The organism is Thalassobaculum sp. OXR-137 (assembly GCF_034377285.1).
Lineage (GTDB): Bacteria > Pseudomonadota > Alphaproteobacteria > Thalassobaculales > Thalassobaculaceae > Thalassobaculum.
Genome location: NZ_CP139715.1, coordinates 2,577,112 through 2,602,832, shown reverse-complemented (window position 1 = coordinate 2,602,832; position 25,721 = coordinate 2,577,112). Strand labels below are relative to the sequence as shown.

Sequence of the window (25,721 nt, the reverse complement as noted above, 5' to 3'; positions counted from 1 at the left end):
CACTCGGAGGAGAGAAACGATGGCCACGAAGGTTGCGATCAACGGGTTTGGACGGATCGGCCGCCTCGTGTTGCGCGCACTGTACGAATCGAAGCGCGACGATATCGAGGTTGTTCTGGTGAACGATCTGGGCCCGGTGGAGAGCAACGCCCACCTGTTCCGCTACGACACCGTGCACGGCCGCTTCCCCGGCAAGGTGACCACCGGCGAGGACTGGATGGACATCGGCCTCGGCAAGATCAAGGTCACCGCCGAGCGCGACCCGGCCAACCTGCCGCACAAGGAAATGGGCGTCGACATCGCCCTCGACTGCACCGGCATCTTCACCAAGCGCGAGCAGGCCGCCAAGCACATCGAGGCGGGCGCCAAGAAGGTCATCATCTCCGCGCCGGCGACCGGCGCCGACCTGACCGTCGTTTACGGCGTGAACCACGACCAGCTCACCGCCGAGCACGAGGTCATCTCCAACGCCTCCTGCACGACCAACTGCCTGGCCCCGGTGGCCTTCGTGCTGAACAACGCCATCGGCATCGAGCGTGGCTACATGACCACGATCCACGCCTATACCGGCGACCAGCCGACCCTGGACACGCTGCACAAGGACCTGCACCGCGCCCGCGCCGCGGCCCAGTCGATGATCCCGACCTCCACCGGTGCGGCCAAGGCCGTCGGCCTGGTGCTGCCGGAGCTCGCGGGCAAGCTGGACGGCACCTCGGTGCGTGTCCCGACCGCCAATGTCAGCCTGATCGACTTCAAGTTCGTGCCGAAGCGCGACACCAGCATCGAAGAGGTCAACAAGGCGATCACCGACGCGGCCAACGGTCCGCTGAAGGGCATCCTCGGCATCAATGACGAGCCGCTGGTGTCGACCGACTTCAACCACGACAGCCACTCCTCCACCTTCGATCTGGGCCAGACCCAGGTGATCGAGGGCAAGATGGTCCGCGTGCTGTCCTGGTACGACAACGAGTGGGGCTTCTCCAACCGCATGCTGGACACCACCGCTGCGCTGGCGAAAACCCTCTAAGACACGAGCGATCCGAGGAGAGCACCCATGAAGATCACGCAGAAGGTCAAGAAGATCCTGGATTGCTACGAGAGCGACAATCCCGGGACCAAGACCAACCTCGCCCGCATCCTGATGCAGGGTAAGCTCGGCGGGACCGGCAAGCTCGTCATCCTGCCGGTCGACCAGGGCTTCGAGCACGGCCCGGCGCGCAGCTTCGCGCCGAACCCGGAAGGCTACGACCCGCACTACCACTACAAGCTGGCGATCGACGCGGGCCTGAACGCCTATGCGGCTCCGCTCGGCATGCTGGAGGCCGGTGCCGACAGCTTCGCCGGCGCGATCCCGACCATCCTCAAGGTCAACTCCTCCAACAGCCTCGCCCGCGACAAGGAGGGCCCGTCCCAGGCCATCACCGGCTCGGTCGGCGACGCCCTGCGGCTCGGCTGCTCGGCCATCGGCTTCACGATCTACCCGGGCTCGGACTCCCAGTTCGAGATGATGGGCCAGATCCGCGAGATGGCCGAGGAGGCCAAGGCGTTCGGCCTCGCCGTTGTCATGTGGTCCTATCCGCGCGGCGGCGACCTCTCGAAGGAAGCCGAGACCTCGGTCGATGTCTGCGCCTATGCCGCCCACATGGCGGCGCTGATGGGCGCGCACATCATCAAGGTCAAGCCGCCGAAGGATGGCATCGGCCTGGAGGCCGCCCGCAAGGCCTATGAGAGCAACGGCATCCCGACCTCGACCCTGGCCGAGCGGATCAAGCACGTCATGCAGGCGAGCTTCAACGGCCGTCGCATCGTGGTGTTCTCCGGCGGCGACGCCAAGGGCCTGGACGGCCTGATGGAGGAGATCCGCGGCCTGTACGAAGGCGGCGCCAACGGCTCGATCATCGGCCGCAACACCTTCCAGCGCCCGCGCGACGAGGCCCTGGCGATGCTCGACCAGATCATCGACATCTACAAAGGCAAGTGAGCCAAGCCTCAATGGCATCCGAACTGTACCTGATCACGCCGCCGCGTCTCCCCGACGTGGCGGCGTTTTGCGACGACCTGGCGGCGGCACTCGACGCCGGCCCGGTCGCCTGCCTGCAGCTCCGGCTGAAGGACGTGGACGACGACGCCATCCTGCGCGCCGCCGATGCGATCCTGCCGGTCTGCCACCAGCGCGGCGTGCCGCTGCTGATGAACGACCGCCCGGACCTGGCGGTGACCTCCGGCTGCGACGGCGTCCATGTGGGCCAGAGCGACACGCCCTATGCCCAGGCGCGCAAGCTTATGGGCCCCGGCGCGCAGATCGGCGTGACCTGCAAGAACAGCCGCCACCTGGCGATGGAAGCCGGCGAGGCCGGCGCGGATTACGTCGCCTTCGGCGCCTTCTTCCGCAGTTCCACCAAGGACGAGACCACCATGGCCTCGCTCGAGATCCTGGAGTGGTGGGCGGAAATGATGACCGTGCCCTGCGTCGCCATCGGCGGCATCACCCAGCAGAACTGCGGCCCGCTCGTCGAAGCGGGGGCGGATTTCCTGGCGGTGATCAATGCGGTCTGGGGGTATCCCGACGGCCCAGCCGCCGGCGTGAAGGCGTTCGAGGACGTGCTGAAGGGCTGAGCCCCTACTTGTCCCCGTCCAGACCTTCGGACAGCTTCGGGAAGCTCGTCATCATCTGCTTCGCCCAGTCGAGCTGTTCGGGTTCCTCCGGCGGCGGTGCCGCCGGCTTGGCGTCGTGCCCGTCCAGATGCTCGAGCGCCTGGGACCGGATCCGGACCCGGTCGCCAAGGTCCATGTGGTCGAACTTGTCGCGGGCCGTCTCGTAGTCGTTGCCCTCGCCGTCCTCGGCGACCTTGACGATCGCCTTGTACACGTCGCCCCGGCCGACCACCTCGGCGGTCGCGTCGGCCAGCACGTTGAGACTGCGGCGGGTGGTGTTGTCGAGCTTTTCGGGCTTGCCGCGCGGACGAGCCATGGGCGGACGTCTCCCAGATTTCACAAACCGTTTGAATTAAATAGTACACCTACATTCAATTTCGCGCAGCAACCATCTGGGACTCCACACTTTGTCGGCCTGACACGCATTCGTGATCAACCGCCGGCCGTCGCGTTCGCGTGAGCGCCGGTCGCCCGGCGGCGGCACGGGCAGCGCCGGGCGGGGGCAAAGCGTGGACACCGCGCGCCCCGCCTGATAAAAGCCGCCGCGATTTCCGGCACTTCTTTTCGCGGACGGGACTTCGATGAAGATCAACGGCAACGCGGTGCGTATCGGCAATGTCGTCGAGCACCAGAACCGGCTCTGGGTCGTCACCAAGACGCAGGCGGTCAAGCCCGGCAAGGGCGGCGCCTTCAACCAGGTCGAGATGAAGGACATTCGCAGCGGAACCAAGCTGAACGAGCGCTTCCGCGCCGACGAGCAGGTCGAGCGCGTCCGGCTCGAGCAGCGCAACGCCACCTATCTCTACGAGGACGGCGACCTGCTGTACTTCATGGATGGCGAGACCTACGAACAGGTCGCGGTCAATTCCGAGATGGTCGGCGAGCAGAAGGCCTTCCTGCAGGACGGCATGGCGGTGACCATCGAGTCCTACGAGGAAGAGCCGCTGTCGGTCACCCTGCCGGACACCGTCGTGATGACCATCGTCGAGGCCGATGCCGTGGTGAAGGGGCAGACCGCCTCCTCCTCCTACAAGCCGGCGGTTCTTGAGAACGGCGTGAAGGTTCTGGTCCCGCCGCATATCGAGGCCGGCACCCGCATCGTCGTGAAGCCGGAAGACTGCAGCTACGTCGAGCGCGCCAAGGACTGATCACCGGCGCCCCGCCTGTCGCGGGGCCCCGCATCCAACCATCGAGGAATTTGCCCATGGCCGTCCGATCGGCCCTGTACAACGTCGTCTTCAAGGCCTGCCAGAAGGCGGCCCGCAGCCTGCGCCGCGACTTCGGCGAGGTCGAAAACCTGCAGGTCTCCAAGAAGGGTCCCGCCGACTTCGTGTCGACGGCCGACAAGCAGGCCGAGAAGGTACTGTACGAGGAGCTGAAGCACGCCCGGCCGAAATACGGCTTCCTCATGGAGGAGTCCGGCACGGTCGAGGGCACGGATCCGAACAAACAGCGCTGGATCATCGATCCGCTGGACGGGACCCTCAACTTCCTGCACGGGATCCCGCACTTCGCGATTTCCGTCGCCCTAGAGGAAAAGGGCGAGATCATCGCCGGCGCGGTCTACCAGCCGCTGACCGACGAGTTCTACTGGGCCGAGAAGGGTGCGGGCGCCTATCTGAACGACCGGCGCCTTCGGGTGTCGGGCCGGCGCAACATGCAAGAATCCGTGATGGCCACCGGCATTCCGGTCACCGGTCTCGGCGGCAATCACGACACGTTCCTCGCCCAGCAGCGCGCGGTGATGGAAGCGACGGCCGGCGTGCGGCGTTTCGGCGCGGCCGCCCTGGACCTCGCCTGGGTCGCCTCCGGCCGCTTCGACGGCTACTGGGAGCACAAGCTGAACCCGTGGGACATCGCCGCCGGCATCCTGCTGGTCAAGGAAGCGGGCGGGTATGTCAGCGACTTCGCCGGACGCACCGAGGTGCTCGAATCGGGCGATGTGGTCGCCGCGAACGACGCGCTGCACGTGCCGCTGCTGAAACTTCTGCGCGTCGGCAAGTCCGCCTAAAGCGCGATTCCAAGCCATTCCAAGTGATTTAGCCGCCGGGGAGACTCGGCGGCGCTGTTGTCGGACTCCCCACCTCTGGTATAACCGGCAGGAATTCGCTGGTTCGGGAGGAACGATGCGGGGACATCGCGCGCACGTCGCACTGACGCTTATCGCCGCCGCCATCGCTGCCGCGGGCGGCACCGCTCCGTTGCGGGCGCAGACGGTCACGAGCCCATACATAGAGACCAATCCGAACGTTACGGTCGATCTGAGCGTGCTGAACGGACTTGGCGGCAGCGCCGGCACGATGCCGGGCTACGCGCCGCCGATGCCGTCGCCGGGCGCCTATCCGACACCGGATGTAACGCCCGGCGCGCCGACCGATATTCCCGCTTTCCTGGTCCGGCCCGACGCGCCGCGCTACGCGGCACCCCCGCCGGCCGTGCAGGCGCTGATCCAAGGCCGCAGCGGCGGTGCGCCGTCGACCTCCGGCGCCGCCGTGCCGCGCGCAACCTCGCCCACGCCGGCGCCGACCCTGCGCGCGCCCGCGCCGCAACGGGCGACCCCGCAGCGTGCGGCCCCGCCGCCTGCGTCCACCGGCAGCACGGCCTCCGCGCCGAAACCGATGACGCCGAAGCCGCAGCCGGAGCAGACCGCATCCGCCGCGCCGACCCCGCCTCCGCCGCCGCCGGCCCCGTCGGCCAACACCGCCGCCAGGGCGGCTCCCGCGGCCCCGCCGCCGCCTGCCCCGCCGCAGCCGACCAGGACCGCGTCGGTGGCCCCGCCTCCTCCGCCGCCGCCCGCGCCGACGCAGGAAGCGGCGAAGCCCGTCTCCGCCCCGGCCGCTCCGGCCGCGGCTCCGGCGCCGAAGCCCTCGGCCCAGAGTGCCGGCGGCGACACCACGCGGATCGCCTTCCCTGACGGTCAGTCCCAGCTGCCCGGCGATGCCGCCGCCAAACTCGATCCGGTGATCGCCAAGCTGAAGCAGGATAGCGGGCTGCGCCTGCAGCTCATGGCCTATGCCAACGGCGACCAGGACGGGGCCAACAAGGCGCGCCGCCTCTCGCTGTCCCGGGCCCTGGCCGTCCGCGCCTATCTGATCGACAACGAGATCGCGAGCACCCGCATGGATGTCCGCGCCCTCGGCAACCGGCCGGACGACGGGCCGGCCGACCGGGTCGATCTCGTCGTGATCAACCGCTGACCGCTGGCCCGAGGGCCATCGGCTCCGTCCATGGGGGCCGAGGAAGAAAAGGACGTACCGTCTCGTGACCGATCCGCGTCGCTATCTCGTCCGCATGATCATTTTCCTCGTCGCGGTGCTGGTCGTGGCGGGCGTGCTGTTCAGTGCGCTGATCGACGCCTTCATGGCCAACCCCGCCCTGAACGGCGTCATTCTCGGCGTGGCGGTCATCGGCATCCTGTTCGTCTTCCAGCAGGTCTTCCTGCTCGCCCCGGAAGCGGCCTGGATCGACAGTTTCCGCAACAGCATGTCGATGCAGCGCGACCCGGTGCTGCTGGCGCCGGTGGCGACGCTGCTGAACGAGCGGGCTTCGAGCGGGCGGCAGGGCACCCTGTCGGCCATGTCCCTGCGCTCCCTGCTGGACAGCATCAGCGTGCGGCTGGAGGAATCGCGGGACATCTCGCGCTATCTGATCGGCCTGCTGATCTTCCTCGGCCTGCTGGGCACCTTCTGGGGCCTGCTGCGCACCGTCGGCGCGGTCAGCCAGGTGATCGATGGCCTGTCGATCGAGAGCGGCGACCTGGGCGCCGTCTTCTCCGACATGAAGGCCGGGCTTCAGTCCCCGCTGGCGGGCATGGGCACCGCCTTCGCCTCCTCGCTGTTCGGACTGGCCGGCTCCCTCGTGCTCGGCTTTCTCGACCTGCAGCTCGGCAAGGCGCAGAACCGGTTCTACAACGAGCTTGAGGAATGGCTGTCGAGCTTCACCCGCCTGGGCGGCTCCTCCCTTCTCGGCGACGGCGAGCATTCGGCGACCGCCTATCAGCAGGCGCTGATGGAGCAGACCGCCGAATCCCTCGACAAGCTCCAGCGCATCATGTCCCGCGGCGAGGACGACCGGCGCAGCAATAACGCCATCATGGTCGCGCTGGTGGAACAGCTCCGCGAGCTGACCGACAAGCTCGACACCGACCGGGATCTGCTGCACCGGATGGTGGCCGCCCATGACGACCTGCGGCCGGTGCTGACCCGCCTGGCGGATTCCAGCGGCGGCGGCCGGGACGAGATCGTGCGCAGCCACCTGCGCAACATCGAGGCCTACATGGCGCGGATGCTGGAGGACAGCGGCAACGGCCGGGCCCAGATGACCGAGGAGCTGCGGGGAGAGATCCGGCTCGTGGCGCGCACGATCGCGGCACTGGCCGAGGAAGAACGGCGGGACTGATCCATGTCCGCGCTCGCCCGCCGACGCAATCGCGACACCAACACGTGGCCGGGCTTCGTCGACGCGCTGGCCTCGCTGCTGATGGTGATCATCTTCGTCCTGATGATCTTCATCGTGGCGCAGTTCTACCTGACCCAGATCCTGTCCGGTAAGGACGAGACCCTGGCGCGGTTGAACCAGCAGATCTCCGAACTGTCGGACCTGCTGTCCCTGGAGCGCGAGGCCAACGCGGAACTTCGGGTCACCGTCGCCCAGCTCTCGGCTGAACTTCAGACCTCCCTGTCCACCCGCGACAAGCTCAGCGCCCAGGTCGACCGGCTGACCGCCGCCCAGTCGACCCTGGAGTCCAGGCTGGCGGAACTGACCCGCGAGCGGGCCGTCCTGCAGGGCCGGATCGACAGCCTGGAGGCGGGCCGCACCGGCGTCGACGCCAGACTGCTGGAAGTGCTGAAGGAGCGCGACGCGCTGCTCGGCAAGCTGGCCGAGACCGAGCAGAAGGAGCGCATCGCCACCTCGGAGCGCGATGCGATCTCGGCCGATCTCGACAAGGCGCTGGAGGTGGTCCAGGCCAACCGCGAAACGATAGAACTGCAGCTCAGGGACCTGGAACGTCTGCGCCGGGACCTCGCCGCCCTGCGCACGACCCGCGACGATCTGGAAAGGCAGGTCGCGAGCCTGGCCGCCCTGCGGGAGCGGCTGGAGGCCGACCTGACCGCCGAGCAGAAGAAGGTCGAGGACCTGGAGGTCGACCGCGACGCCTTGGAGGCGGCGCGCGCGGCCTTGCGCAAGGAGCTGGCCGAGGCGGCGGGCAAGATCGCCCAGCTCGACCAGACCCTCGGCGCCGAGCGCGACAAGACCAAGGCCCTGGAGGCGGAGCTCGCCGACCAGACCGAGCGTACCCAGCTCGCCCAGAAGGAGGTCGAGCAGCGCAACATCCGTCTGGAGGAACTGTTCAGCGAACTGAATTCGACCCGGGAGACCCTGACCCAGGCCCGCGAGGCGCTGAGCGAGGAGGAGAGGATCTCCGCCGAGGCCCGGCAGCAGGTCGAACTGCTGAACGCCCAGATCGCCGCGCTGCGCGAGCAGCTCGCCCGGATCGAGAGGGCCCTGGAGATCTCGGAGCAGGAGAACAGGGACAAGCGGGCGCAGATCGTCGATCTGGGCCAGCGTCTGAACGCCGCCCTGGCCACCAAGGTTCAGGAACTGGCGCGGTTCCGCAGTGAGTTCTTCGGCCGTCTGCGCGAGGTGCTGTCCGGCCGTCAGGACATCCGCATCGTCGGCGACCGGTTCGTCTTCCAGTCCGAGGTGCTGTTCGGCTCCGGCTCCGCCGATATCGGCGACAACGGACGCGAATCCCTGGCCCAGCTCGCCACCGCCCTGAAGGATATCGCCGCCCGGATCCCCGACGACATCAACTGGATCCTGCAGATCGAAGGGCACACGGACTCGGTCCCGATCTATAACGAGCAGTTCGCCAATAACTGGGAGCTGTCCGCCGCCCGGGCGATCTCGGTGGTGGAATTCCTGATCGACCAGGGCATCCCGGCAAGCCGCCTGTCGGCCACCGGATACGGCGAATTCCAGCCGATAGAGTCCGGCGATATCAGCCGCAACCGGCGCATCGAACTGAAACTGACCCAGCGCTAGCAGATTTTCCGCCGCTGCCCCTTGCGCTCTGTCCCCCTCTCGGGTAATTACCCGCGTTCTGAAATGCACCGGCGACCGTTGGGGCGCCTCGACGATGTGACGGGAGAGACCCGATGAAGGCCGACATCCATCCGGACTACCACGAGATCAAGATCGTCATGACCGACGGTACCGAGTACATGACCCGCTCCACCTACGGGAAGCCGGGCGATGTGCTGAAGCTGGAAATCGACTCCAAGTCGCATCCGGCCTGGACCGGCCAGCACCGCATCGTCGACAGCGGCGGTCAGGTCGCGCGCTTCAACAAGCGTTTCGCCGGTCTCGGCATCTGATCCTTTCGGATCGACGGAATACAAGCGGCGGCCTTCGGGTCGCCGTTTTCGTTTTCGGGGATGGCGCGCGCCGGCGGTGACCGTCAGGCCCCGCCGATCCGATCGTCCAGCCGGGACACCCGCTCGAACAGCCGGCGGCTGCGGGTCAGCAGGCTGCGCAGCTCGTCGGAGATCTCCGGGTCCTGCTCCGCGTCCGTGACGGTGCACACGTCGTGACCGTCCAGCCGCTTGTCCGGATCCAGCGCCGCTTCCGGCGGCAGCTCGCCGGCGTGGATCGCCTTCTGCACCATCAGCCAGGCCAGACAGTGGGACAGCCGCGTGGTGACCCGCAGCGCCTCGCAGCTCGCCCGCGTGCGGCTGCGCGAGGGCGGCATGCGGCGGGAGTAGCTGGTTCTGCGGGTACGCTCCGCATGGCTGCGGGCCTGCTCCAAAAGGTCCATGACCTCCCGATACGGGCCATCCAGGACCACGACCGCGGGGGGCGCGGTCCTTTGGTTAATTTGTTGCGTCATCAAAACAAGTATGGCGCAGACGATTAGAATGGCAACCCGCGAAGCCCCTCTTGAACCGAAATTAAGCCGTTCCCATCTGGAAGATCACCGGGGCGCCGATGATCGGGCTCCGGTGATGAACCGCCCGGCCACCATGGCGGGCAAGGCAGTAACACCACTTCGCTTCCGAGGAGGATGTGGCATGCGTACGATCGATTTCACCCCTGTTTTCCGGTCCACCGTCGGCTTCGACCGTATGGCGCGGCTGATGGACGACATGATGCGGGCCGGCGACTCCGCCAACGCCCCGGCCTACCCGCCCTACAACATCGAGAAGCTCGGCGAGGACGACTACCGCATCACCATGGCGGTCGCTGGCTTCGGTGAGGGCGACCTCGACATCACCGTCGAGGGCAGCACCCTCGTGATCTCCGGCAAGGTGGAGAAGACCGAGGAGGAGGCCAACCGCAGCTTCCTGCACCGCGGTATCGCCACCCGGGCGTTCGAGCGCCGGTTCCAGCTCGCCGAGACCATCAAGGTGGTCGGCGCCAGCGTGGAGAACGGCCTCCTGCACGTGGATCTCGTCCACGAGGTGCCGGAGGAGAAGAAGCCGCGCAAGATCGAGATCGCCGGCGGCGTGGCGACCAAGCGGCTGGAGGGCACGCAGGCCGCCTGACCGGCGCCCAGCCCTCTCTAACGAACGAGGCCGGCTCCTCACGGAGCCGGCCTTTTTCATGCCTGGATGTGGGATCGGCCTCAGGAGACGTAGGCCGCGAGCTCCCGCTTGATCGCCCGCTCCATGGAGCCCGCGAAGTCCCGCGCGGTCGCTTCCACCAGTTCGTACCAAAGCCGCTCCCGGTCGTTGAGCGAGGCGTTCTCGGCGATCGTCTTGGAACGCTCCGCCTCGGCCAGCGCCTGACCGAGCCGGATGCCGGCGCCGTCGAACAGGTCGAGCTGGCCGGCCATGGACACGATGTAGCGTTCGGACTGATCGGTGGTGAAGGCGCCCTTGATCCCGCCGGTGGTCTTCAGCCGCTCTTCGACGATCTTGCCCTGGCGGACGGCCATCACGGCGCGCCCGGAGGTTCCGGTAGCCTGCAGGACGTCCCGGGCCCAGCGTTCCATGGCGGCGGCGGGCGTCACCGGCGCCAGATGCTCGACATTCGGCGCCGTCATCGGCGGGACGACCTCATCGATGATCTGGAGGGTGCCGACGTTCAGGCGGATCGGTGGCCGGTTCACGAAGGTCAGGTCCGGATAGACCGGCGTAGGGTTCGGCGTGGTGCAGGCGGCAAGCGACCCGACACCGGCGGCGGCAAGGGCCGACAGCATCAGGGTACGGCGGTCGAGGCGCATGGGGACGTGTCCTCTTCTCGGTCGGTGTGACATCAGAAACCCGGCGACTCCGCGGAGTTCCGCAGAGCCTCCAGGGCGGCATCATCATAACGCCATTCGCGCTTGCAGAACTCACAGTTAACCACGAGCGCGCCGTCGACCTTCATGTCTTCGACGTCGGCCGGGTCCAGGGAGAGCAGCACCCGCTCCACCCGCTCCTTGGAACAGCGGCAGGTATCCGTCATCGGCTGGGCTTCGTAGGCCCGCACCCCCGCCTCGTGGAACAGCCGGTACAGCAGCTGGTCGGGCGACAGGTCGGCGGCCAGCAGTTCCTGGGCCCGCGTGCTGCTCATCAGCGTCACGGCGGTCCGCCACAGGTCCTCGTACTCGTCCTCGCTCGGCCGGCCCGGCAGGTCGCGGGAATACGGCAGGCGCTGCACCATGATCCCGCCCGCGCGCCAGCCGTCCTCGCGCCGGCCGGCGGCGATCAGGACGCCGGCGTCGAGCTGCTCCGACTGCTGGAAATAGGCGTGGGTGCATTCCGACAGGGTCCGGCCGGAGAGCTCGACGATGCCCTGGTAGCGGTCGGTATTCGCCCCCTGGTCGACGGTGAAGGCGATGTAGCCGCCGCCCAGCAGCCGCGGCACCGAGCGGGCGGCCGCGTCGGCGGGGTCGATCTGCGCCACCCGGTCGGCGTCGTAGGTCGCATAGGCGCGCACCGCGCCGGCCGTGGTCACGTCGGCCATCAGCACGCCGATAGGACCGTCGCCCTTGGTCTGCAGGGTGAACACGCCCTCGTATTTCAGCGAGCCGGCGAGACAGGCGGCCAGCGCCGCCGTCTCCCCCAGCATCACCGACACCACGTCCGGATAGGCATGACGACTCAGAATGCCGTCGATGACCGACCCCAGCCGCACGACACGGCCGCGCAGTCCGTAGGGGTCGATCTGGAAGGGCAGGATGATGTCGTCGCGACCGGTGTTCTCGAACAGCGTTTCGCGTTCTCTCATCTCGTCTCCGCCAGGCACCAATGCAGGATGGCCATTTGACTGTGCATCCGGTTCTCGGCCTCGTCGAAGACGATCGACTGCGGACCGTCGATGACCTCGGCCGTCACTTCCTCGCCGCGATGGGCCGGCAGGCAGTGCATGAACACCGCATCCGGCTTGGCCTTGGCCATGAGGGCGTTGTCCACACGGTACGGGGCCAGGAGGTTGTGGCGGTTGGAATCCGCATCGCCCATGGACACCCAGGTATCGGTGACCACCGCATCGGCGTCGGTCGCGGCGGCCTGCGGGTCGGCGGTGATCTCGATCCGTCCGCCCTGCGCCTTGGCCCAGTCGATGACGTCCTGCGGCGGCATGAGCTCCGGCGGACAGGCGATGCGCAGCACGAAATCGAACTGCACGGCCGCCTGGATCCAGGAGGCCGCCATGTTGTTGCCGTCGCCGGACCAGGCGATCACCTTGTCCTTGATCGGCCCGCGATGCTCTTCGAAGGCCATCACGTCGGCCATGAGCTGGCACGGGTGGGTGCGGTCGGTCAGACCGTTGATCACCGGCACCGTGGCGTTCTCCGCCAGCTCGGTCAGCGTGGATTCCGCAAAGGTGCGGATCATGATGCAGTCGACGTAGCGCGACAGGACCTTGGCGGTGTCGGACACGGATTCACCGCGTCCGAGCTGCAGATCCGCACTGTTCAGCATGATCACTTCGCCGCCGAGACGCTTCATGCCGGCCTCGAAGGAGACGCGCGTCCGAGTCGAGGGCTTCTCGAAGATCAGCGCCAGGATCTTGCCGTCCAGCGGACGCGCGGCAAGACCCTCGCCGCGCTTGAAGTCCTTCGCCAGCTCGATCATGCCGCGCAGGGTGGCGGGGTCGATCTGGTCCAGATCGAGGAAATGCTTCACGCTCCCAGGCGCCGAATTGCCGGGCATCGGCTCGCCCGCCCGATCAAGCGGCATGACGGGCCAGCCCGGCGCAGGCCGCGTCGATCAGGGAGACCGCCTCCGACACATGGCTCTCGTCGATGGTGAGCGGCGGCAGAACGCGCAGCACGTTCTCGCCGGCACCCACGGTCAGCAGCCCCTTCTCGCGCAGGGCGGTCTGCAGGTCGCCGGCCGGCATCACGCATTTCAGGCCCATCAGGAAGCCCGCACCGCGAACCTCCTCGACCACGCCCGGATGCTTGGCCACGACCTTCTTGAGCTGCTCGCGCAGGGATTCCGACGTCTTCACGACGTGCTCCAGGAATGCCGAGTCCGAGATGATGTCGAGCACCGTCTTCGCCGCGACCATGGCCAGCGGGTTGCCGCCGTAGGTCGAACCGTGCAGCCCCGGCTTCATACCGGAGGCAGCCTTCTCGGACGCCATCACCGCGCCGACCGGGAAGCCACCGCCAAGACCTTTGGCCGAGGCCATGATGTCCGGAACGATGCCCGACCACTCGTGGGCCCACAGCTTGCCGGTCCGGCCCATGCCGCACTGGACCTCGTCGAAGACGAGCATCAGGCCGAACTCGTCGGCGATCTCGCGCAGCGCCTGCAGGTATTCCGGCGGCGCGACGAAGATACCGCCCTCGCCCTGCACCGGCTCCACCAGAATGGCGGCGGCATCGTCGGCCGCGGCGGCGTCGCGCATCTCGTTCAGATTGCCGAAGGCCACATGGGTAAAGCCCTGCACGCGCGGGCCGAAGCCCTCGCGGTAGGCTTCCTTGTCGGTGGCCGACAGGGTGCCCAGCGTCCGGCCATGGAAGGCGTGGTTGCAGCAGATCACCTTGGTCCGGTGCGGCTGACCCACATGGAACTGATAGCGGCGCGCCACCTTGATCGAGCCTTCCAGGGACTCCGCCCCGGAATTGCAGAAGAACACCGTGTCGGCGAAGGACGTGGCGACGAGCTTGTCGGCCAGCGCCTCCTGCTCCGGAATCCGGTACAGGTTCGAGACGTGCATCAGCTTGGCGGCCTGATCGGCAATCGCCTTCACCAGCTTGGGATGGGCATGGCCCAGGGAGTTGGTGGCGATACCGGTCGCGAAATCGAGGAATCGTCGGCCGTCGGTGCTATACAAGTAGGGTCCCTCGCCCCGCTCGAAGGCGATGTCGATCCGGCCATAGGTCGGCATCACGCTAGTCACCACGACATTTACTCCTCGGTTGTTGCCGCCGGGTATACGCGAATCGTCCCCGGACCGGCGAAAACCGCGATACTCAGGATGCCTTCCGCCCTTGTCAACGTGAACTGCGTGATCCTTCGATTAATATTTACAGGGATATTCGCCCCACCCTTCGACAGGCCGCCGACCGTGCTACCCTCAAGGCATGAGTAATCCTTCCCGAACCAAGAAACGCGGCCCGCTGACCAAGACCTATCTGGAACGCGCCGCCCTGCATTACCTGGAACGCTACGCCAGTTCGGTGGAAGGGCTGCGGCGGGTTCTCATGCGCCGGGTCGACAAGGCGGCGCGCGAGGACCGGTGCGATCCGCAGGAGGCCGCCCCCTGGGTCGATGAGGTCGTCGCCCGCTATGCCGCGTCCGGCATCGTCGACGACCGGACCTTCGCCGAGGGCAAGGCCGCCAGCCTGCGGCGCCGGGGCGAGTCCGCCCGCCGCATCGCCCTCAAGCTGCGCGAGAAGGGTGTGGACGGCGACCTGATCGACACCGTGCTGGAGGAACAGGACGGCGACGACTCCGAGGCGGCGGAAATCGCCGCCGCCTGCCGGTTCGCCCGCCGCCGGCGGCTCGGCCCCATGCGGGCGCCCGAAGAACGCGAGGAGCGCCGCGACCGGGACATGGCGGCGCTGGCCCGCGCCGGCTTCTCCCTGGGCATCGCCCGCCGCGTGCTCGACCTGGACGACGCCGACGCCCTGGAAGACGCGATGCGGGGCGAGGTCCTGTAAACCCGGTTGTAAATCTTTTGACTGAACCACTGCCAAGCTCACGCGTTCCTTGACAGAATCCAGCCCGAACCCGGGAAAGTTCGGACCCGCATCTTGTTAACCACGCGCCCGATGCAGATACTGCGGTCTGAAAACCTCCCCGGTCAGGGGTAGAAAAACAGAGGGCAGAGGGAGCGATCGCATGTCCACAGACATCCTTGACGTACCAGCGGAGTTCGCCGCCAACGCCCTGGTCGACGCCGCCAAGTACCAGGAGATGTACAAGCGCTCGATCGAGGACCCGGAAGGCTTCTGGGGCGAGCACGGCCAGCGCATCGACTGGATCAAGCCGTATTCCAAGGTGAAGGACGTCTCCTACGACGCCAAGGACCTGCATATCCGCTGGTACGAGGACGGCACGCTGAACGTCTCTGCGAACTGCATCGACCGTCACCTGGCCGACAAGGCCGATCAGCCCGCGATCATCTGGGAAGGCGACGAGCCCGATGTCAGCAAGGTCATCACCTATCGCGAGCTGCACGATCAGGTCTGCCGCCTCGCCAACGCGATGAAGAGCCTGGGCGTCAAGAAGGGCGACCGGATCACCATCTACATGCCGATGATCCCCGAGGCCACCTACGCGATGCTGGCCTGCGCGCGGATCGGCGCCATCCACTCCGTGGTGTTCGGCGGCTTCTCGCCGGAAAGCCTGCACGGCCGCATCGAGGATTGCGACAGCACCCTGCTGATCACCTCCGATGCCGGCATGCGCGGCGGCCGCCACATCCCGCTGAAGAAGAACGCCGACGAGGCGCTGGAGCACTGCCCGAACTGCAAGACCGTGATCGTCGTCCAGCATACCGGCGACGAGGTCACCATGGTGGACGGGCGCGACCACTGGTACCACGAGGTCACCGAGGCGGCCTCGCCGGACTGCCCGCCGGAGGAGATCGGCGCCGAGGATCCGCTGTTCATCCTCTACACCTCCGGGTCGACCGGGAAGCCCAAGGGCGTGCTGCACACCTCGGGCGGCTACCTGGTCTACGCGTCGATGACCCACGAATACGTCTTCGACTACAAGCCGGGCGAGATCTACTGGTGCACTGCCGATGTCGGCTGGGTGACCGGGCACAGCTATATTGTCTACGGCCCGCTGGCCAACGGGGCCACCACCCTGATGTTCGAGGGCGTGCCGAACTACCCCGACACCAGCCGGTTCTGGCGGGTGGTCGACAAGCACAAGGTGAACATCTTCTACACCGCCCCCACCGCCATCCGCGCCCTGATGCGCGAGGGCGAGGGGCCGGTGAAGAAGACCGACCGGTCGTCCCTGCGCCTGCTCGGCTCGGTGGGCGAGCCGATCAACCCGGAAGCCTGGCTCTGGTATCATCGCGTCGTCGGCGACGAGCGCTGCCCGGTGGTCGACACCTGGTGGCAGACGGAGACCGGCGGCATCCTGATCAGCCCGCTGCCGGGCGCCACAAAGCTCAAGCCCGGCTCCGCCACCCTGCCCTTCTTCGGCATCAAGCCGGTGGTGGTCGACAACGAACACAACGACCTGGAAGGCGCCACCGAGGGCAACCTCTGCATCGAGGACAGCTGGCCGGGCCAGATGCGCACGGTCTATGGCGACCACGAGCGCTTCATCCAGACCTATTTCACCACCTTCCCGGGCCGCTACTTCTCCGGCGACGGCTGCCGGCGCGATGCCGACGGCTATTACTGGATCACCGGACGTGTCGACGACGTGATCAATGTGTCCGGCCACCGGATGGGCACCGCCGAAGTCGAGAGCGCTCTGGTCGCCCATTCCAAGGTCGCGGAATCCGCCGTTGTCGGTTATCCGCACGACCTCAAGGGTCAGGGCATCTATGCCTACGTGACGCTCAATGTCGGCGAGGAGCCGAGCGAGGAGCTGCGCAAGGAACTGGTCCAATGGGTGCGCAAGGAGATCGGGCCGATCGCCTCGCCGGACCTCATCCAATGGGCCCCGGGCTTGCCAAAGACCCGATCGGGCAAGATCATGCGACGGATTCTTCGGAAAATCGCCGCAAACGAGCATGATCAGCTCGGCGACACCTCCACCCTGGCGGATCCCGCCGTGGTCGACGACCTGGTCGAGAATCGGATGAACCGGGGGTAGGCGTCAGGCTCATGATCCGCCCCAAAGCCGGGAGCGGGCATGACGCGAGACGACCTGGTCATGACGGGTTTGGAGAACGCGACGGCATTGTCCGTCGCGTTCGCCCGACACTGGCTCTCCCTGCCGACCGTCGACCTGATCCCGAGCCGGCGGGATTTCGAGCCGGAACGGATCCCCGGCCTGCTTGCCAATCTGGTCATTCACGAACTGATCTCGCCGGAACACTTGAAGCTCCGGTTGGTCGGAACGGCCGTGGTGGACGATTACGGGCGGGAAATAACCGGCCAGAATTACCTCGACTTCGTAGAACCGGCGCGCCGCCAGAAGGCGTCGCGGGCGATCTTCCTCATCTGCGAGCAGCCGGCCGGGATGCTGGTCCACCTCCGGTCGGTGGCGGAGAACGGAACGGTGCTGACCCGGGAGTCGGTCGCCTTCCCCATGCGCGACGACAACGGCGTTGCTCGGCTGGTCTATTACTGCTCGAATCCCGCCACGGAGCGCAAAACCTTCTTCGACGACCGCCACGAGCTGAGGGTGATGAACGTGCTCGACCGGCGCTATATCGATATCGGCGCGGGGCTTCCGGACTTCAGCGATTGAGCGAGGCGCCGGGGCCCGCCGGCCCCTCTCTCACGACCGGCGCCTTCCGATGACAGACCTCGCGTCCAATCCGACGCTGCAGGTGTTCCAGCGTCATTGGATGGAGCTGCCGAAGACTGGCCTGGTTCCGCATCGGCGCGACTTCCGGCCGGAGGCACTCGGCCGGGCCCTCGCCCATATGGTGGTTCACGAACTCGTATCGCCCGACGATATCCGGCTGCGTCTGGTCGGCTCGATGGTCGCGCGGGCTTACGATGAGGAGATCACCGGCCGGAACTACCTCGAGATGGTGCCCGAGGACCGCCGCCAGGAAGCCTCGCGGCCGTTCTTCCTCGCCTGCGCGCAGCCTTGCGGCATGTATACCCGGATGCGCTCTGTCGCCTGGCGCGGGCTGACGATGCAGCGGGTCTCGCTGAGCTACCCCCTGCGCGACGACGCGGGCGTGCGCTGGTTCTACTCGTGCTCGACCACTGAACCGACGGGCGAGCCGGATTTCGACTTCGCCAATGACGGGATCGCCACCGTGACCGAGGTCCTCGACCGCCGGTACCTGGATATCGGGGCCGGCGTGCCGAACTGAGACGAATTCGTCGCATCCGCGCGAAAACGCACGTCAGATTCACGGTGTTCGACGTCGGGTGATTGACAGGGACCACGGGAAAGGGCGCATAAGATGTGATCCGCTTCTCAAACCGGACAGCGCGCCATGCACGTGTACCTGCCGATCGCCGAGGTTTCCGTGAACCTGCTGGTGATCCTTGGGCTGGGTGGCGCGATCGGCGTGCTGTCGGGGCTGTTCGGGGTCGGCGGCGGCTTCCTGATGACCCCGCTGCTGATCTTTATCGGCATCCCGCCTGCGGTCGCCGTGGCGACCAGCGCCAACCAGATCGTCGGCGCGTCGGTTTCCGGCGTGCTTGCCCATTGGCGCCGCGGCAATGTCGACCTGCGCATGGGCACCGTCCTGCTGCTGGGCGGCATCCTGGGCTCGTCCATCGGCGTTGTGCTGTTCAACCTGCTGCGGTCCGTGGGCCAGATCGACCTGGTGATCCGGCTGAGCTACGTGATCCTGCTGGGCAGCATCGGCGGGCTGATGCTGAACGAGAGCATCCGCTCGATCCGCCGGACCCGCTCCGCCACCCCGCGCCGGCGCAAGATTCACCAGCACACCTGGCTGCACGGCCTGCCGTTCAAGATGCGGTTCCGCAAGTCGAAGCTCTATATCAGCGTGCTGCTGCCGCTGGGCGTCGGCGTCGTGATCGGCACCCTGACCGCGATGATGGGCGTGGGCGGCGGCTTCGTGCTGGTGCCGGCGATGATCTATCTCCTCGGCATGCCGACCAGCGTGGTCGTCGGTACGTCGCTGTTCCAGATCATCTTCGTCACCGCCAACGTGACGTTCCTGCAGGCGATAAACACCCAGACCGTCGACGTCGTGCTGGCCATCGTGCTGCTGATCGGCGGCGTGGTCGGGGCGCAGATCGGAACCCGGCTGGGCGCCAACCTGCGCGGCGAACAGCTCCGCGGCCTGCTGGCGCTAATGGTGCTGGCGGTAAGCCTGAAGCTGGCGGTGGACCTCACCGTCACGCCGACCGAGACCTTCAGCGTCGAATTCACGCATCCCGAGGCCGCGGACGGTCACTGACGGCCGCCGACCCGGTGACGGCGCGTCAGACATCCTGAGACTTCCGCCACTTCTCCGCCGGCGGCATCAGGTATTCCACCCCGCCGCTGTCCTTCAGGGTGATCACCACGTCGATGGCGATGGAGATCCGGGTACCCGGCGTGTTGTTGGGCTCGGTGCCGTGATAGGTCTTCGACGGAAACACGACGATGTCGTCCTCCTCCACCGGCAGATCGACCAGCTCCGAATTCAGGATGTTGCTCTCGGTGATCAGCCCCATGTCGCGCGAATGTTGCTCGAACAAACCGGGGGAGAACTCGTTGAGCGGGTCCGGCAGGTGGAACACCAGGTTGCCCGTGCCCGCATCCTTCACCGGATAATACACCACCGAGATATGGCTCTGGTTGTGGCGGTGGCGCCGGATCGACTGTCCCGGCTCGCTCACCGTGCCCCAGGAGCGGGTGTAGTGCAGGTCCAGCTTGGAGGGATCGATCTTCAGCGCCCGCAGATAGTCGACCATCCGGCTGTGAACCGCCTTGAACATCGGCGCCATCGCCGGATCCAGGTGCAGAAACTCCCGGCCGTTACGGTCGCCCGTCCAGGCGCTGGTCTTGCTGACCCCCGCCTTCGGGCCGGTCCGGTAGGCGTCGATCACCGCCTCGCCGATCTGCCGTCGGTAGGCCGGATCGAGGCCCAGGCGGTCCTTGTAAACGGTCAACGGGAAGCAGTTCAGGATGGTCGCCATCACGCCCTCGGCAGCGGGTCACTCGGTGCCACAGCAATGCTATCGCCCCGCCGCCGCGTCAACCGCCCCGTCACCCAACGGCGCGACGATTGCGGCTGCATTCGCCCCGGCGATGGCCTAATTAGGCTGCATGAGCTGGTCGAGAGACGGATCCGGAGGGCCGAGGCGCGGCTACCATCACGGCAACCTGCGGGAAGCCCTGATCGAGGCTGCGCTGAACCTGATCGCGGAGAAGGGCGCCGGCGGCTTCAGCTTTGCCGACGCGGCCCGCTCCGCCGGGGTCAGTGCGGCTGCACCCTACCGGCATTTCCGGGACCGGGACGCCCTGCTGGCCGATGTGGCGGAGCGCGGCTTCACACTTTTCGCCGGCCGGTTGGAGGCGGCCTGGGACGACGGCAAGCCCGATCCCTTCAGCGCCTTCGAGCGCACGGGGCAGGCCTATCTCGCCTTCGCCCGGGATGAACCCTCGCATTATTCCGCCATGTTCGAGGCCGGGATCGACCGCAACGCCACGCCGGAGCTCCGCAAGGCGTCCGACCAGGCCTTCTCGGTCTTGCGCCGTGCCGCCGACACCCTATGTGCTCTGGCTCCGGAAGGCGAAAGACCGCCGGCCCTGATGGTCGCCCTGCATGTCTGGAGCTTGGCCCACGGAGTCGCCGCGCTGTTCACCCGCAATGCGGGGGGCTCGCGGGCGCTGCCGATGACGCCGGAAGAACTGCTGGAGGCCGGGGTCCTGGTCTATCTGCAGGGTCTGGGATTGCCGGTTCACCAGCGCTGACGCCCACCGCAAATCGCTGCGGCATTTACCACACGAATTTTTCCCCATGCCCTTCTTGATACGCGCTCCGCGGCCGCTTATGTAAATGTTATAAACATTAACATTGGAGGTTCTATGGAGCTGGTTCACAAGCTCGACGAATTTGGCAAGCCAGCCTGGATCGGGCTGATGGTCGCCGGCTTCGTCGTTTTCTGGCCGGTTGGCCTCGCGATCCTTGGTTACATGATGTGGAGTGGACGGATGGGTTGTTTCAAGAGCCGCCGCGGTCAGTGGTGGAAGTCGGAATCCCGCGCCAGCGGTTCGAGCGGCAACGCCGCCTTCGACGACTACAAGGCGGAGACCCTGCGTCGCCTCGAGGAGGAGCAGCAGGAGTTCCAGGACTTCCTGGAGCAGCTTCGCCGGGCGAAGGACAAGGCCGAGTTCGACCAGTTCATGTCGCAGCGCCGGTCCCGCCCCGAGGGCCCGACGCCGGACGCGAACCCGGCCTGAAACGCTGCACCGACGGCGCGATAGCCGGCGACGACCGGACACGCGAAGGCCCGCTCAAAGCGGGCCTTTGTCGTTTTCGGATGGCGGTCCCAGCGACAGGAAATGTCGGGGTGCTTGGATGCCTACCGACGACGGTCAAGCCGAACCAATGGCATCACCCTTCCCACCAAACTGCTGTTTCGTCAGAAAAATTCACACACATGATGGGCGAAGTGCGGGTTGTCTTCTCCAACCGCACCTCGCCAAATACCTAAGGCCCGAACGGTTACTCAGCCGCCTGGGCGTTGACCGAGGCCTGCTCCATCAGATCGTAGGTGAACACCTTGGAGATGATCTTCCACTCGCCGTCGATCCGGATGCAGTTCAGGTAGTCCGTGAACAGCTTCTGGCCGATGGCGATCTGCACCTTGGCCAGCGCCAGCTCAGGATTGGCGAGGTCGATCGACAGGATCCGGTCCCGGTTGGTCTCGCCATTGACGGCCGGCGCCGTACGGCCGGCGACACGCTTGTAGACCGCCTCCATGTCGTCATCCGTCAGCGCGCCATCGCGGGCGGACAACAGATGGCAGCTCGGATGAAACACGGTCTTCAGCAGCTCCACGTCCCCATTGTAGAAGCCGTCGAAATAGCGCTGCATCAGATCGGTGATCTCGGCATAGGCCTTGGTCATGGTGTCCTCCTCTGTCGATGGGATGTCCGGGCGTCGGGTTGTCCGGACTCTTGGTTGTCCAGGCGATCACATGGGCCGGTTTTCGTCAGAGTACAGGGGGGTCCGCCCACGCCCAAGCCGCAAAGATCGGCAGCGCATCGCAAATGGGCGATCGCGAATAATCGGCACGCAGTAGACGATCCGTCATCCGGATCGGCTATTGTTCCGACGTCCCGTCCCCTTTTGCGCGATCCGTCCCGTCATGATCGACACCACCACCCTGTTCGACAGCACCGTCGACCACTACGTCCGCTACCGGCTGCCCTACCCGCCGGAAATGATCGCCGACATCGTCGGGCGCTTCGCCCTGGAGGACGGAGTCGGGCGGGTGCTCGATATCGGCTGCGGACCCGGACCGCTCACCTTCGGCCTTCACGCGCTCGGCGTGGCCGTGACCGGGATCGAGCCGAACGAGCCCATGCTCGCCGCCGCGCGGCGGCGGGCCTTGGAGATCGGCGCCGACATTCCCTTCGTGCACAAGATTGCGGAAGCGGTGGCACCGGAGGACGGTCCCGCCCGGGTCGCCCTGTTCGGCCGGTCGTTCCACTGGACAGACCGCGCCCTGGTTCTGCACCGGTTGGACTCGGTGCTGGAACCCGGAGGCGGCGTGGTCGTGGTCCACGAGGACGGCCGCACCCGGTCGGAGACCAAGATCGGACGGACCATCGAGGCGCTGAAGGAGGACTGGTGCCCCGAGGGTGTTCCACATGCCGCCAACCGGGGTCAGCACGAGGATTTCCTGCGCGCGTCCGCCTTCTGCGAGGTTGAGCGAGTGCTGTATCCGGTCACCCGGCGCTGGACCGTCGACGACGCCATCGGCCACATGTTCTCCACGTCCTATTTCAATCCCAAACGTCTCGGAAGCCGGGTCGACAGCTTCGAGATCGATGCCCGCTCGCGGCTGCTGGCGCTCGAACCCACGGGTCTCTTCGAGGAACGGCTCGCCTTCTCCGCCCTCTACGCGCGGCGACCCAGACGTAAGGCCCATTGAGGCGCTGGCTGCTTGCCCTGTTCCGTCTGCGGTGGTTCTCTTTGCCCGTCACCCATGCCCGGCAGGAGCGGCCCCATGTATCTTTCATCCGACGATCAACGCGCCGCCGCGCAAGCCTGGTTCGAGGAGCTGCGCGACAGGATCTGCGCCGCCTTCGAAGCGCTGGAGGACAGCTACGACGGTCCGCTCAAGGACCGCGATCCCAGCCGCTTCGAGCGCAAGGCCTGGGAGCGCGACGGCGGCGGCGGGGGCGTCATGTCGGTGATGAAGGGCCGCGTCTTCGAGAAGGTCGGGGTCAACGTCTCCACGGTCCATGGCGAATTCTCCGAGGAGTTTCGCAAGCAGATCCCCGGCGCCGACGAGGACCCGCGATTCTTCGCCACCGGCATTTCCCTGGTCGCCCATATGCAGTCACCCAAGGTGCCGGCGGTGCACATGAACACCCGGCACATCGCCACCACCAAGAGCTGGTTCGGCGGCGGTGCCGATCTGACGCCCATGGTCCCGGAACAGGTCGATACCGACGCCTTCCACGCGGGCCTGAAGGCGGCCTGCGACAAGCACGATCCGGAGTACTATCCGAAGTTCAAGAAATGGTGTGACGAGTACTTCCACCTGAAACACCGCGACGAGCCGCGCGGCATCGGCGGCATCTTCTACGACTATCTCGACCAGGATTTCGACAGCGCCTTCGCCTTCACCAAGGATGTCGGCCTCGCCTTCCTGGAGACCTATCCCAGAATCGCGGCCCGGCGCATGGACGAGGACTGGACCGCGGCCGAACGCGAGCACCAGCTCGTGCGCCGCGGCCGCTACGTGGAGTTCAACCTGCTCTACGACCGAGGCACGATCTTCGGGCTGAAGACCGGCGGCAATGTGGAGGCGATTCTGATGAGCCTGCCGCCGGAAGTGCGCTGGCCCTGAGCCTGCCGCCTATGGCCGGCCACGGGACGCTTGACCGGGCGCCGCCCACCGGTACCGTCAGCGGATGAACCGACCCGTCCCCCTGATCCTGAACGGTGCCGAGCTGCTCGCCGATGCGGCCGGCGTGCTGATCTGGCCGACCCGCGAGACGCTGATCGTCGCCGACCTGCACCTGGAAAAGGGCTCCAGCCTGGCGCGCAAGGGCACGCTGCTGCCGCCCTACGACACAAGGGCAACGCTTGCGCGGCTGGCGACGGCGATCCGGACCCACGCGCCAAAACGGGTGATCTGCGTCGGCGACAGCTTCCACGACGCGGCGGCCTCATCCCGCCTGGACGAAGCGGACCGCTCCGGCCTCGCAGCCCTGGTAGACGCGGTCGACTGGATCTGGATCACCGGCAACCACGACCCCGGTCCGCCAAGCGGCCTGGGCGGCAGCGTCATCGACGGCCTCGTCGACGGCCCCCTCAGCTTCCGCCACGAGGCGGAGGAAGCCGGCCGGCCGGGCGAGATCTCCGGCCATTACCATCCGGTCGCCCGGCTGCGGGTGAAGGGGCGCACGGTCTCCGGCCGCTGCTTCGTCAATGACGGCACCCGGCTGATCCTGCCGGCCTTCGGCGCCTATACCGGAGGGCTGGACGTCCGCGCGCCGGATCTTCGGCGGCTGTTCGCCCGCCGTTTCGAAGTCGCCCTGATGCAGTCGGGCCGGGTCTGGCGCATCCCTTCCTCCGAGCTGCTCGCCCCGCCGCCGGCCCAGCACGGCCCGGTGGGTGAGCGTCGGGAGAGCATGCGATGAGAACGCGCGAGGCCGACCTGCTTGCCCTGGCCATGAAGGCGGCCGAGGAGCATCCCGATCTGACCGCGCTAGTCGTCGATCTGTCCCAGGTCCCGCATATCGACGACCCGGCCTTCTTCCGTGTGCTGTCCGGACGGTTGCAGGAACGCGCGCGGCAGCTCGACGCCCAGCGCTTCGACCTGGCGGATCATCGGATCTGCTTCGTCGTCCGCTCATCCGCCGCCACCGCCCTGACAAGCGCGGTGAAGTCGCTGTCAGCCCTGCTGGTCGCCCATGGCAAGCCGCCGATCGGCGAGACCCATTTCTCCCTGCAGTCCCGACCCGAGCCGTTCCTGACGGTCTGCCGGGAGATGGCCCGGGCGGTCGAGGCCCGCCCCGATTTCCGCGCCGAGGATGACGAGGACAAGGCGCTGGCCGCCTTCCTGTCGATCGAACGCAATCTTGCCTCGGCCGATATCTCGAACCTGCTGCGCGAACAGGCGATCGTGGATCTGTCAGACCCGGCGGCGCCGTCGGTCCTGGCCATCGAGATCTCCACCTCCATCCAGGCGATCCAGAAGCTCTACGGTATCCCGCTGAGCCGAAACCCGTGGCTGTTCGACCGGATTACCGAAATTCTCGACCGGCGCATGCTGCACCATCTGTCCCGGGACCGGGCTCGGACGGACCGGCGGCTGTCGATCAACATCCACCTCTCCACGATTCTGTCCGACATCTTCGAGACCTTTCTGCTCGACCAGCGCTTCGACTGGCGCCGGCATCTGATCTTCGAGCTGTCCCATATCGAGATGATCGACGCGCCGGACCGTTTCGCCGCGGCGGTGCGACGGCTCGCCGAGCAGGAGGCGACGGTTGCCGTCGACGCGGTGCCATGGACCTCCCTGCAACACTTCGTCGAGGCGTCCCCCGAGATCCGCTTCATCAAGGTCGAATGGACCCCGGCGCTGGCGAACCTGTCGGCTGGGGACCGCGCGATGCTGTCGCAGACCCTCGATAAGATCGGCCGTCACCGGGTGATCGCATATCACTGCCCCGATGAGGCGGCCGTCACTGCCGCCCTCGAGCTCGGCCTCCATCTGGTGCAGGGGTGGGGTGTGGACGCCCGTCTCAGCGCACCGCCGCCAACGGACGCGACGACGCAGCCTTCCGCCGGAAAACGCAGACCCAATCGGCGCCGAGCCTGATCCGGTG

Annotated in this window: 29 protein-coding genes; 21 read left to right on the top strand and 8 right to left on the bottom strand. The window is 66.8% G+C overall.

The genetic code is table 11. The features are described from left to right. The first annotated feature begins 19 nt into the window (after window positions 1-19). From gap to thiE, 3 genes are read left to right on the top strand one after another with little or no spacing between them, the layout of a single operon-like run. Window positions 20-1,027, top strand: a complete 1,008-nt coding sequence (gene gap, locus T8K17_RS12285; RefSeq protein ID WP_322334798.1) for a type I glyceraldehyde-3-phosphate dehydrogenase — start codon at window positions 20-22, stop codon at window positions 1,025-1,027. A 27-nt stretch (window positions 1,028-1,054) separates the two neighbouring features. Then, window positions 1,055-1,981 (top strand): class I fructose-bisphosphate aldolase, encoded by a 927-nt coding sequence (locus T8K17_RS12280; RefSeq protein ID WP_322334797.1) that lies wholly within the window; start codon window positions 1,055-1,057, stop codon window positions 1,979-1,981. Window positions 1,982-1,992: 11 nt separating this feature from the next. After that, window positions 1,993-2,616 carry a thiamine phosphate synthase gene (thiE, locus tag T8K17_RS12275; RefSeq protein WP_322334796.1) on the top strand — a complete coding sequence of 208 codons (624 nt, stop codon included), beginning with the start codon at window positions 1,993-1,995 and terminating at the stop codon, window positions 2,614-2,616. 4 nt (window positions 2,617-2,620) lie between these two features. Here thiE and T8K17_RS12270 read toward each other — a convergent pair whose 3' ends face one another. After that, a complete protein-coding gene (locus tag T8K17_RS12270) occupies window positions 2,621-2,971 on the bottom strand; it encodes a hypothetical protein (RefSeq protein ID WP_322334795.1) in 351 nt (116 codons plus the stop codon). A 265-nt stretch (window positions 2,972-3,236) separates the two neighbouring features. Here T8K17_RS12270 and efp point away from each other — a divergent pair, with 265 nt between their 5' ends. The 6 genes from efp (at window position 3,237) to rpmE (ending at window position 9,032) form a co-directional block, all read left to right on the top strand. Continuing rightward, window positions 3,237-3,803 carry an elongation factor P gene (efp, locus tag T8K17_RS12265; protein WP_322334794.1) on the top strand — a complete coding sequence of 189 codons (567 nt, stop codon included), beginning with the start codon at window positions 3,237-3,239 and terminating at the stop codon, window positions 3,801-3,803. Window positions 3,804-3,859: 56 nt separating this feature from the next. Further along, complete coding sequence (locus T8K17_RS12260) at window positions 3,860-4,666, top strand: inositol monophosphatase family protein (protein ID WP_322334793.1); 807 nt, start codon at window positions 3,860-3,862, stop codon at window positions 4,664-4,666. A gap of 115 nt (window positions 4,667-4,781) precedes the next feature. Then, window positions 4,782-5,852 carry an OmpA family protein gene (locus T8K17_RS12255; protein ID WP_322334792.1) on the top strand — a complete coding sequence of 357 codons (1,071 nt, stop codon included), beginning with the start codon at window positions 4,782-4,784 and terminating at the stop codon, window positions 5,850-5,852. 64 nt (window positions 5,853-5,916) lie between these two features. Further along, a complete protein-coding gene (locus T8K17_RS12250) occupies window positions 5,917-7,053 on the top strand; it encodes a flagellar motor protein MotA (protein WP_322334791.1) in 1,137 nt (378 codons plus the stop codon). A 3-nt stretch (window positions 7,054-7,056) separates the two neighbouring features. After that, window positions 7,057-8,700 (top strand): peptidoglycan -binding protein, encoded by a 1,644-nt coding sequence (locus T8K17_RS12245; RefSeq protein ID WP_322334790.1) that lies wholly within the window; start codon window positions 7,057-7,059, stop codon window positions 8,698-8,700. Between the two features lie 113 nt (window positions 8,701-8,813). Then, complete coding sequence (gene rpmE, locus T8K17_RS12240) at window positions 8,814-9,032, top strand: 50S ribosomal protein L31 (protein WP_322334789.1); 219 nt, start codon at window positions 8,814-8,816, stop codon at window positions 9,030-9,032. A gap of 83 nt (window positions 9,033-9,115) precedes the next feature. On the opposite strand, the gene T8K17_RS12235 is transcribed toward rpmE, so the two are convergent. Continuing rightward, entirely contained in the window at window positions 9,116-9,544 is a 429-nt protein-coding gene (locus T8K17_RS12235) for a DUF1465 family protein (RefSeq protein WP_416153183.1), read from the bottom strand. A 181-nt stretch (window positions 9,545-9,725) separates the two neighbouring features. Between T8K17_RS12235 and T8K17_RS12230 the strand changes: the two genes are divergently transcribed. After that, a complete protein-coding gene (locus tag T8K17_RS12230) occupies window positions 9,726-10,199 on the top strand; it encodes an Hsp20 family protein (RefSeq protein WP_322334787.1) in 474 nt (157 codons plus the stop codon). 80 nt (window positions 10,200-10,279) lie between these two features. On the opposite strand, the gene T8K17_RS12225 is transcribed toward T8K17_RS12230, so the two are convergent. From T8K17_RS12225 to T8K17_RS12210, 4 genes are read right to left on the bottom strand one after another with little or no spacing between them, the layout of a single operon-like run. Continuing rightward, a complete protein-coding gene (locus T8K17_RS12225; protein WP_322334786.1) occupies window positions 10,280-10,879 on the bottom strand; it encodes a hypothetical protein in 600 nt (199 codons plus the stop codon). A 32-nt stretch (window positions 10,880-10,911) separates the two neighbouring features. Then, the gene (locus T8K17_RS12220) at window positions 10,912-11,868 is read right to left on the bottom strand and encodes an Hsp33 family molecular chaperone HslO (RefSeq protein WP_322334785.1); all 957 of its coding nucleotides are present in this window, start codon (window positions 11,866-11,868) and stop codon (window positions 10,912-10,914) included. After that, the gene (argF, locus tag T8K17_RS12215; RefSeq protein ID WP_322334784.1) at window positions 11,865-12,821 is read right to left on the bottom strand and encodes an ornithine carbamoyltransferase; all 957 of its coding nucleotides are present in this window, start codon (window positions 12,819-12,821) and stop codon (window positions 11,865-11,867) included. The genes T8K17_RS12220 and argF overlap by 4 nt, the downstream gene beginning before the upstream one ends. Then, a complete protein-coding gene (locus tag T8K17_RS12210; protein WP_322334954.1) occupies window positions 12,811-13,980 on the bottom strand; it encodes an aspartate aminotransferase family protein in 1,170 nt (389 codons plus the stop codon). Before T8K17_RS12210 ends, argF begins: the two co-directional genes overlap by 11 nt. A gap of 196 nt (window positions 13,981-14,176) precedes the next feature. Here T8K17_RS12210 and T8K17_RS12205 point away from each other — a divergent pair, with 196 nt between their 5' ends. The 5 genes from T8K17_RS12205 to T8K17_RS12185 all read left to right on the top strand — a co-directional run bounded on the left by T8K17_RS12205 (window position 14,177) and on the right by T8K17_RS12185 (window position 19,119). Continuing rightward, complete coding sequence (locus tag T8K17_RS12205; protein WP_322334783.1) at window positions 14,177-14,755, top strand: regulatory protein RecX; 579 nt, start codon at window positions 14,177-14,179, stop codon at window positions 14,753-14,755. Window positions 14,756-14,936: 181 nt separating this feature from the next. Then, window positions 14,937-16,877 (top strand): acetate--CoA ligase, encoded by a 1,941-nt coding sequence (gene acs, locus T8K17_RS12200; RefSeq protein WP_322334782.1) that lies wholly within the window; start codon window positions 14,937-14,939, stop codon window positions 16,875-16,877. Window positions 16,878-16,916: 39 nt separating this feature from the next. Then, entirely contained in the window at window positions 16,917-17,477 is a 561-nt protein-coding gene (locus T8K17_RS12195) for a PAS domain-containing protein (protein ID WP_322334781.1), read from the top strand. A gap of 49 nt (window positions 17,478-17,526) precedes the next feature. Next, on the top strand, window positions 17,527-18,057 hold the full coding sequence (locus tag T8K17_RS12190) for a PAS domain-containing protein (protein WP_322334780.1): 531 nt from the start codon (window positions 17,527-17,529) through the stop codon (window positions 18,055-18,057). A gap of 126 nt (window positions 18,058-18,183) precedes the next feature. Continuing rightward, complete coding sequence (locus T8K17_RS12185; RefSeq protein WP_322334779.1) at window positions 18,184-19,119, top strand: sulfite exporter TauE/SafE family protein; 936 nt, start codon at window positions 18,184-18,186, stop codon at window positions 19,117-19,119. Between the two features lie 25 nt (window positions 19,120-19,144). Here T8K17_RS12185 and T8K17_RS12180 read toward each other — a convergent pair whose 3' ends face one another. Next, complete coding sequence (locus tag T8K17_RS12180; protein WP_322334778.1) at window positions 19,145-19,843, bottom strand: putative 2OG-Fe(II) oxygenase; 699 nt, start codon at window positions 19,841-19,843, stop codon at window positions 19,145-19,147. A 130-nt stretch (window positions 19,844-19,973) separates the two neighbouring features. Here T8K17_RS12180 and T8K17_RS12175 point away from each other — a divergent pair, with 130 nt between their 5' ends. Together T8K17_RS12175 and T8K17_RS12170 are read left to right on the top strand one after the other, a co-directional pair. Further along, window positions 19,974-20,621 (top strand): TetR/AcrR family transcriptional regulator, encoded by a 648-nt coding sequence (locus tag T8K17_RS12175; RefSeq protein ID WP_322334777.1) that lies wholly within the window; start codon window positions 19,974-19,976, stop codon window positions 20,619-20,621. A gap of 114 nt (window positions 20,622-20,735) precedes the next feature. Continuing rightward, on the top strand, window positions 20,736-21,110 hold the full coding sequence (locus T8K17_RS12170; RefSeq protein WP_322334776.1) for a DUF2852 domain-containing protein: 375 nt from the start codon (window positions 20,736-20,738) through the stop codon (window positions 21,108-21,110). 265 nt (window positions 21,111-21,375) lie between these two features. Here T8K17_RS12170 and T8K17_RS12165 read toward each other — a convergent pair whose 3' ends face one another. Continuing rightward, a complete protein-coding gene (locus T8K17_RS12165) occupies window positions 21,376-21,780 on the bottom strand; it encodes a nuclear transport factor 2 family protein (protein ID WP_322334775.1) in 405 nt (134 codons plus the stop codon). A gap of 241 nt (window positions 21,781-22,021) precedes the next feature. On the opposite strand from T8K17_RS12165, the gene T8K17_RS12160 reads away from it, so the two are divergent. The 4 genes from T8K17_RS12160 (at window position 22,022) to T8K17_RS12145 (ending at window position 25,714) form a co-directional block, all read left to right on the top strand. Next, window positions 22,022-22,810, top strand: a complete 789-nt coding sequence (locus T8K17_RS12160; RefSeq protein WP_322334774.1) for a class I SAM-dependent methyltransferase — start codon at window positions 22,022-22,024, stop codon at window positions 22,808-22,810. 75 nt (window positions 22,811-22,885) lie between these two features. Then, window positions 22,886-23,734, top strand: coding sequence for an oxygen-dependent coproporphyrinogen oxidase (gene hemF / locus T8K17_RS12155; protein WP_322334773.1), 849 nt, complete (start codon window positions 22,886-22,888; stop codon window positions 23,732-23,734). Window positions 23,735-23,798: 64 nt separating this feature from the next. Beyond that, entirely contained in the window at window positions 23,799-24,530 is a 732-nt protein-coding gene (gene pdeM, locus T8K17_RS12150) for a ligase-associated DNA damage response endonuclease PdeM (protein WP_322334772.1), read from the top strand. After that, window positions 24,527-25,714: a hypothetical protein gene (locus tag T8K17_RS12145; RefSeq protein WP_322334771.1), complete on the top strand. Its 1,188-nt coding sequence runs from the start codon at window positions 24,527-24,529 to the stop codon at window positions 25,712-25,714. The genes pdeM and T8K17_RS12145 overlap by 4 nt, the downstream gene beginning before the upstream one ends. Window positions 25,715-25,721: the final 7 nt, after the last annotated feature.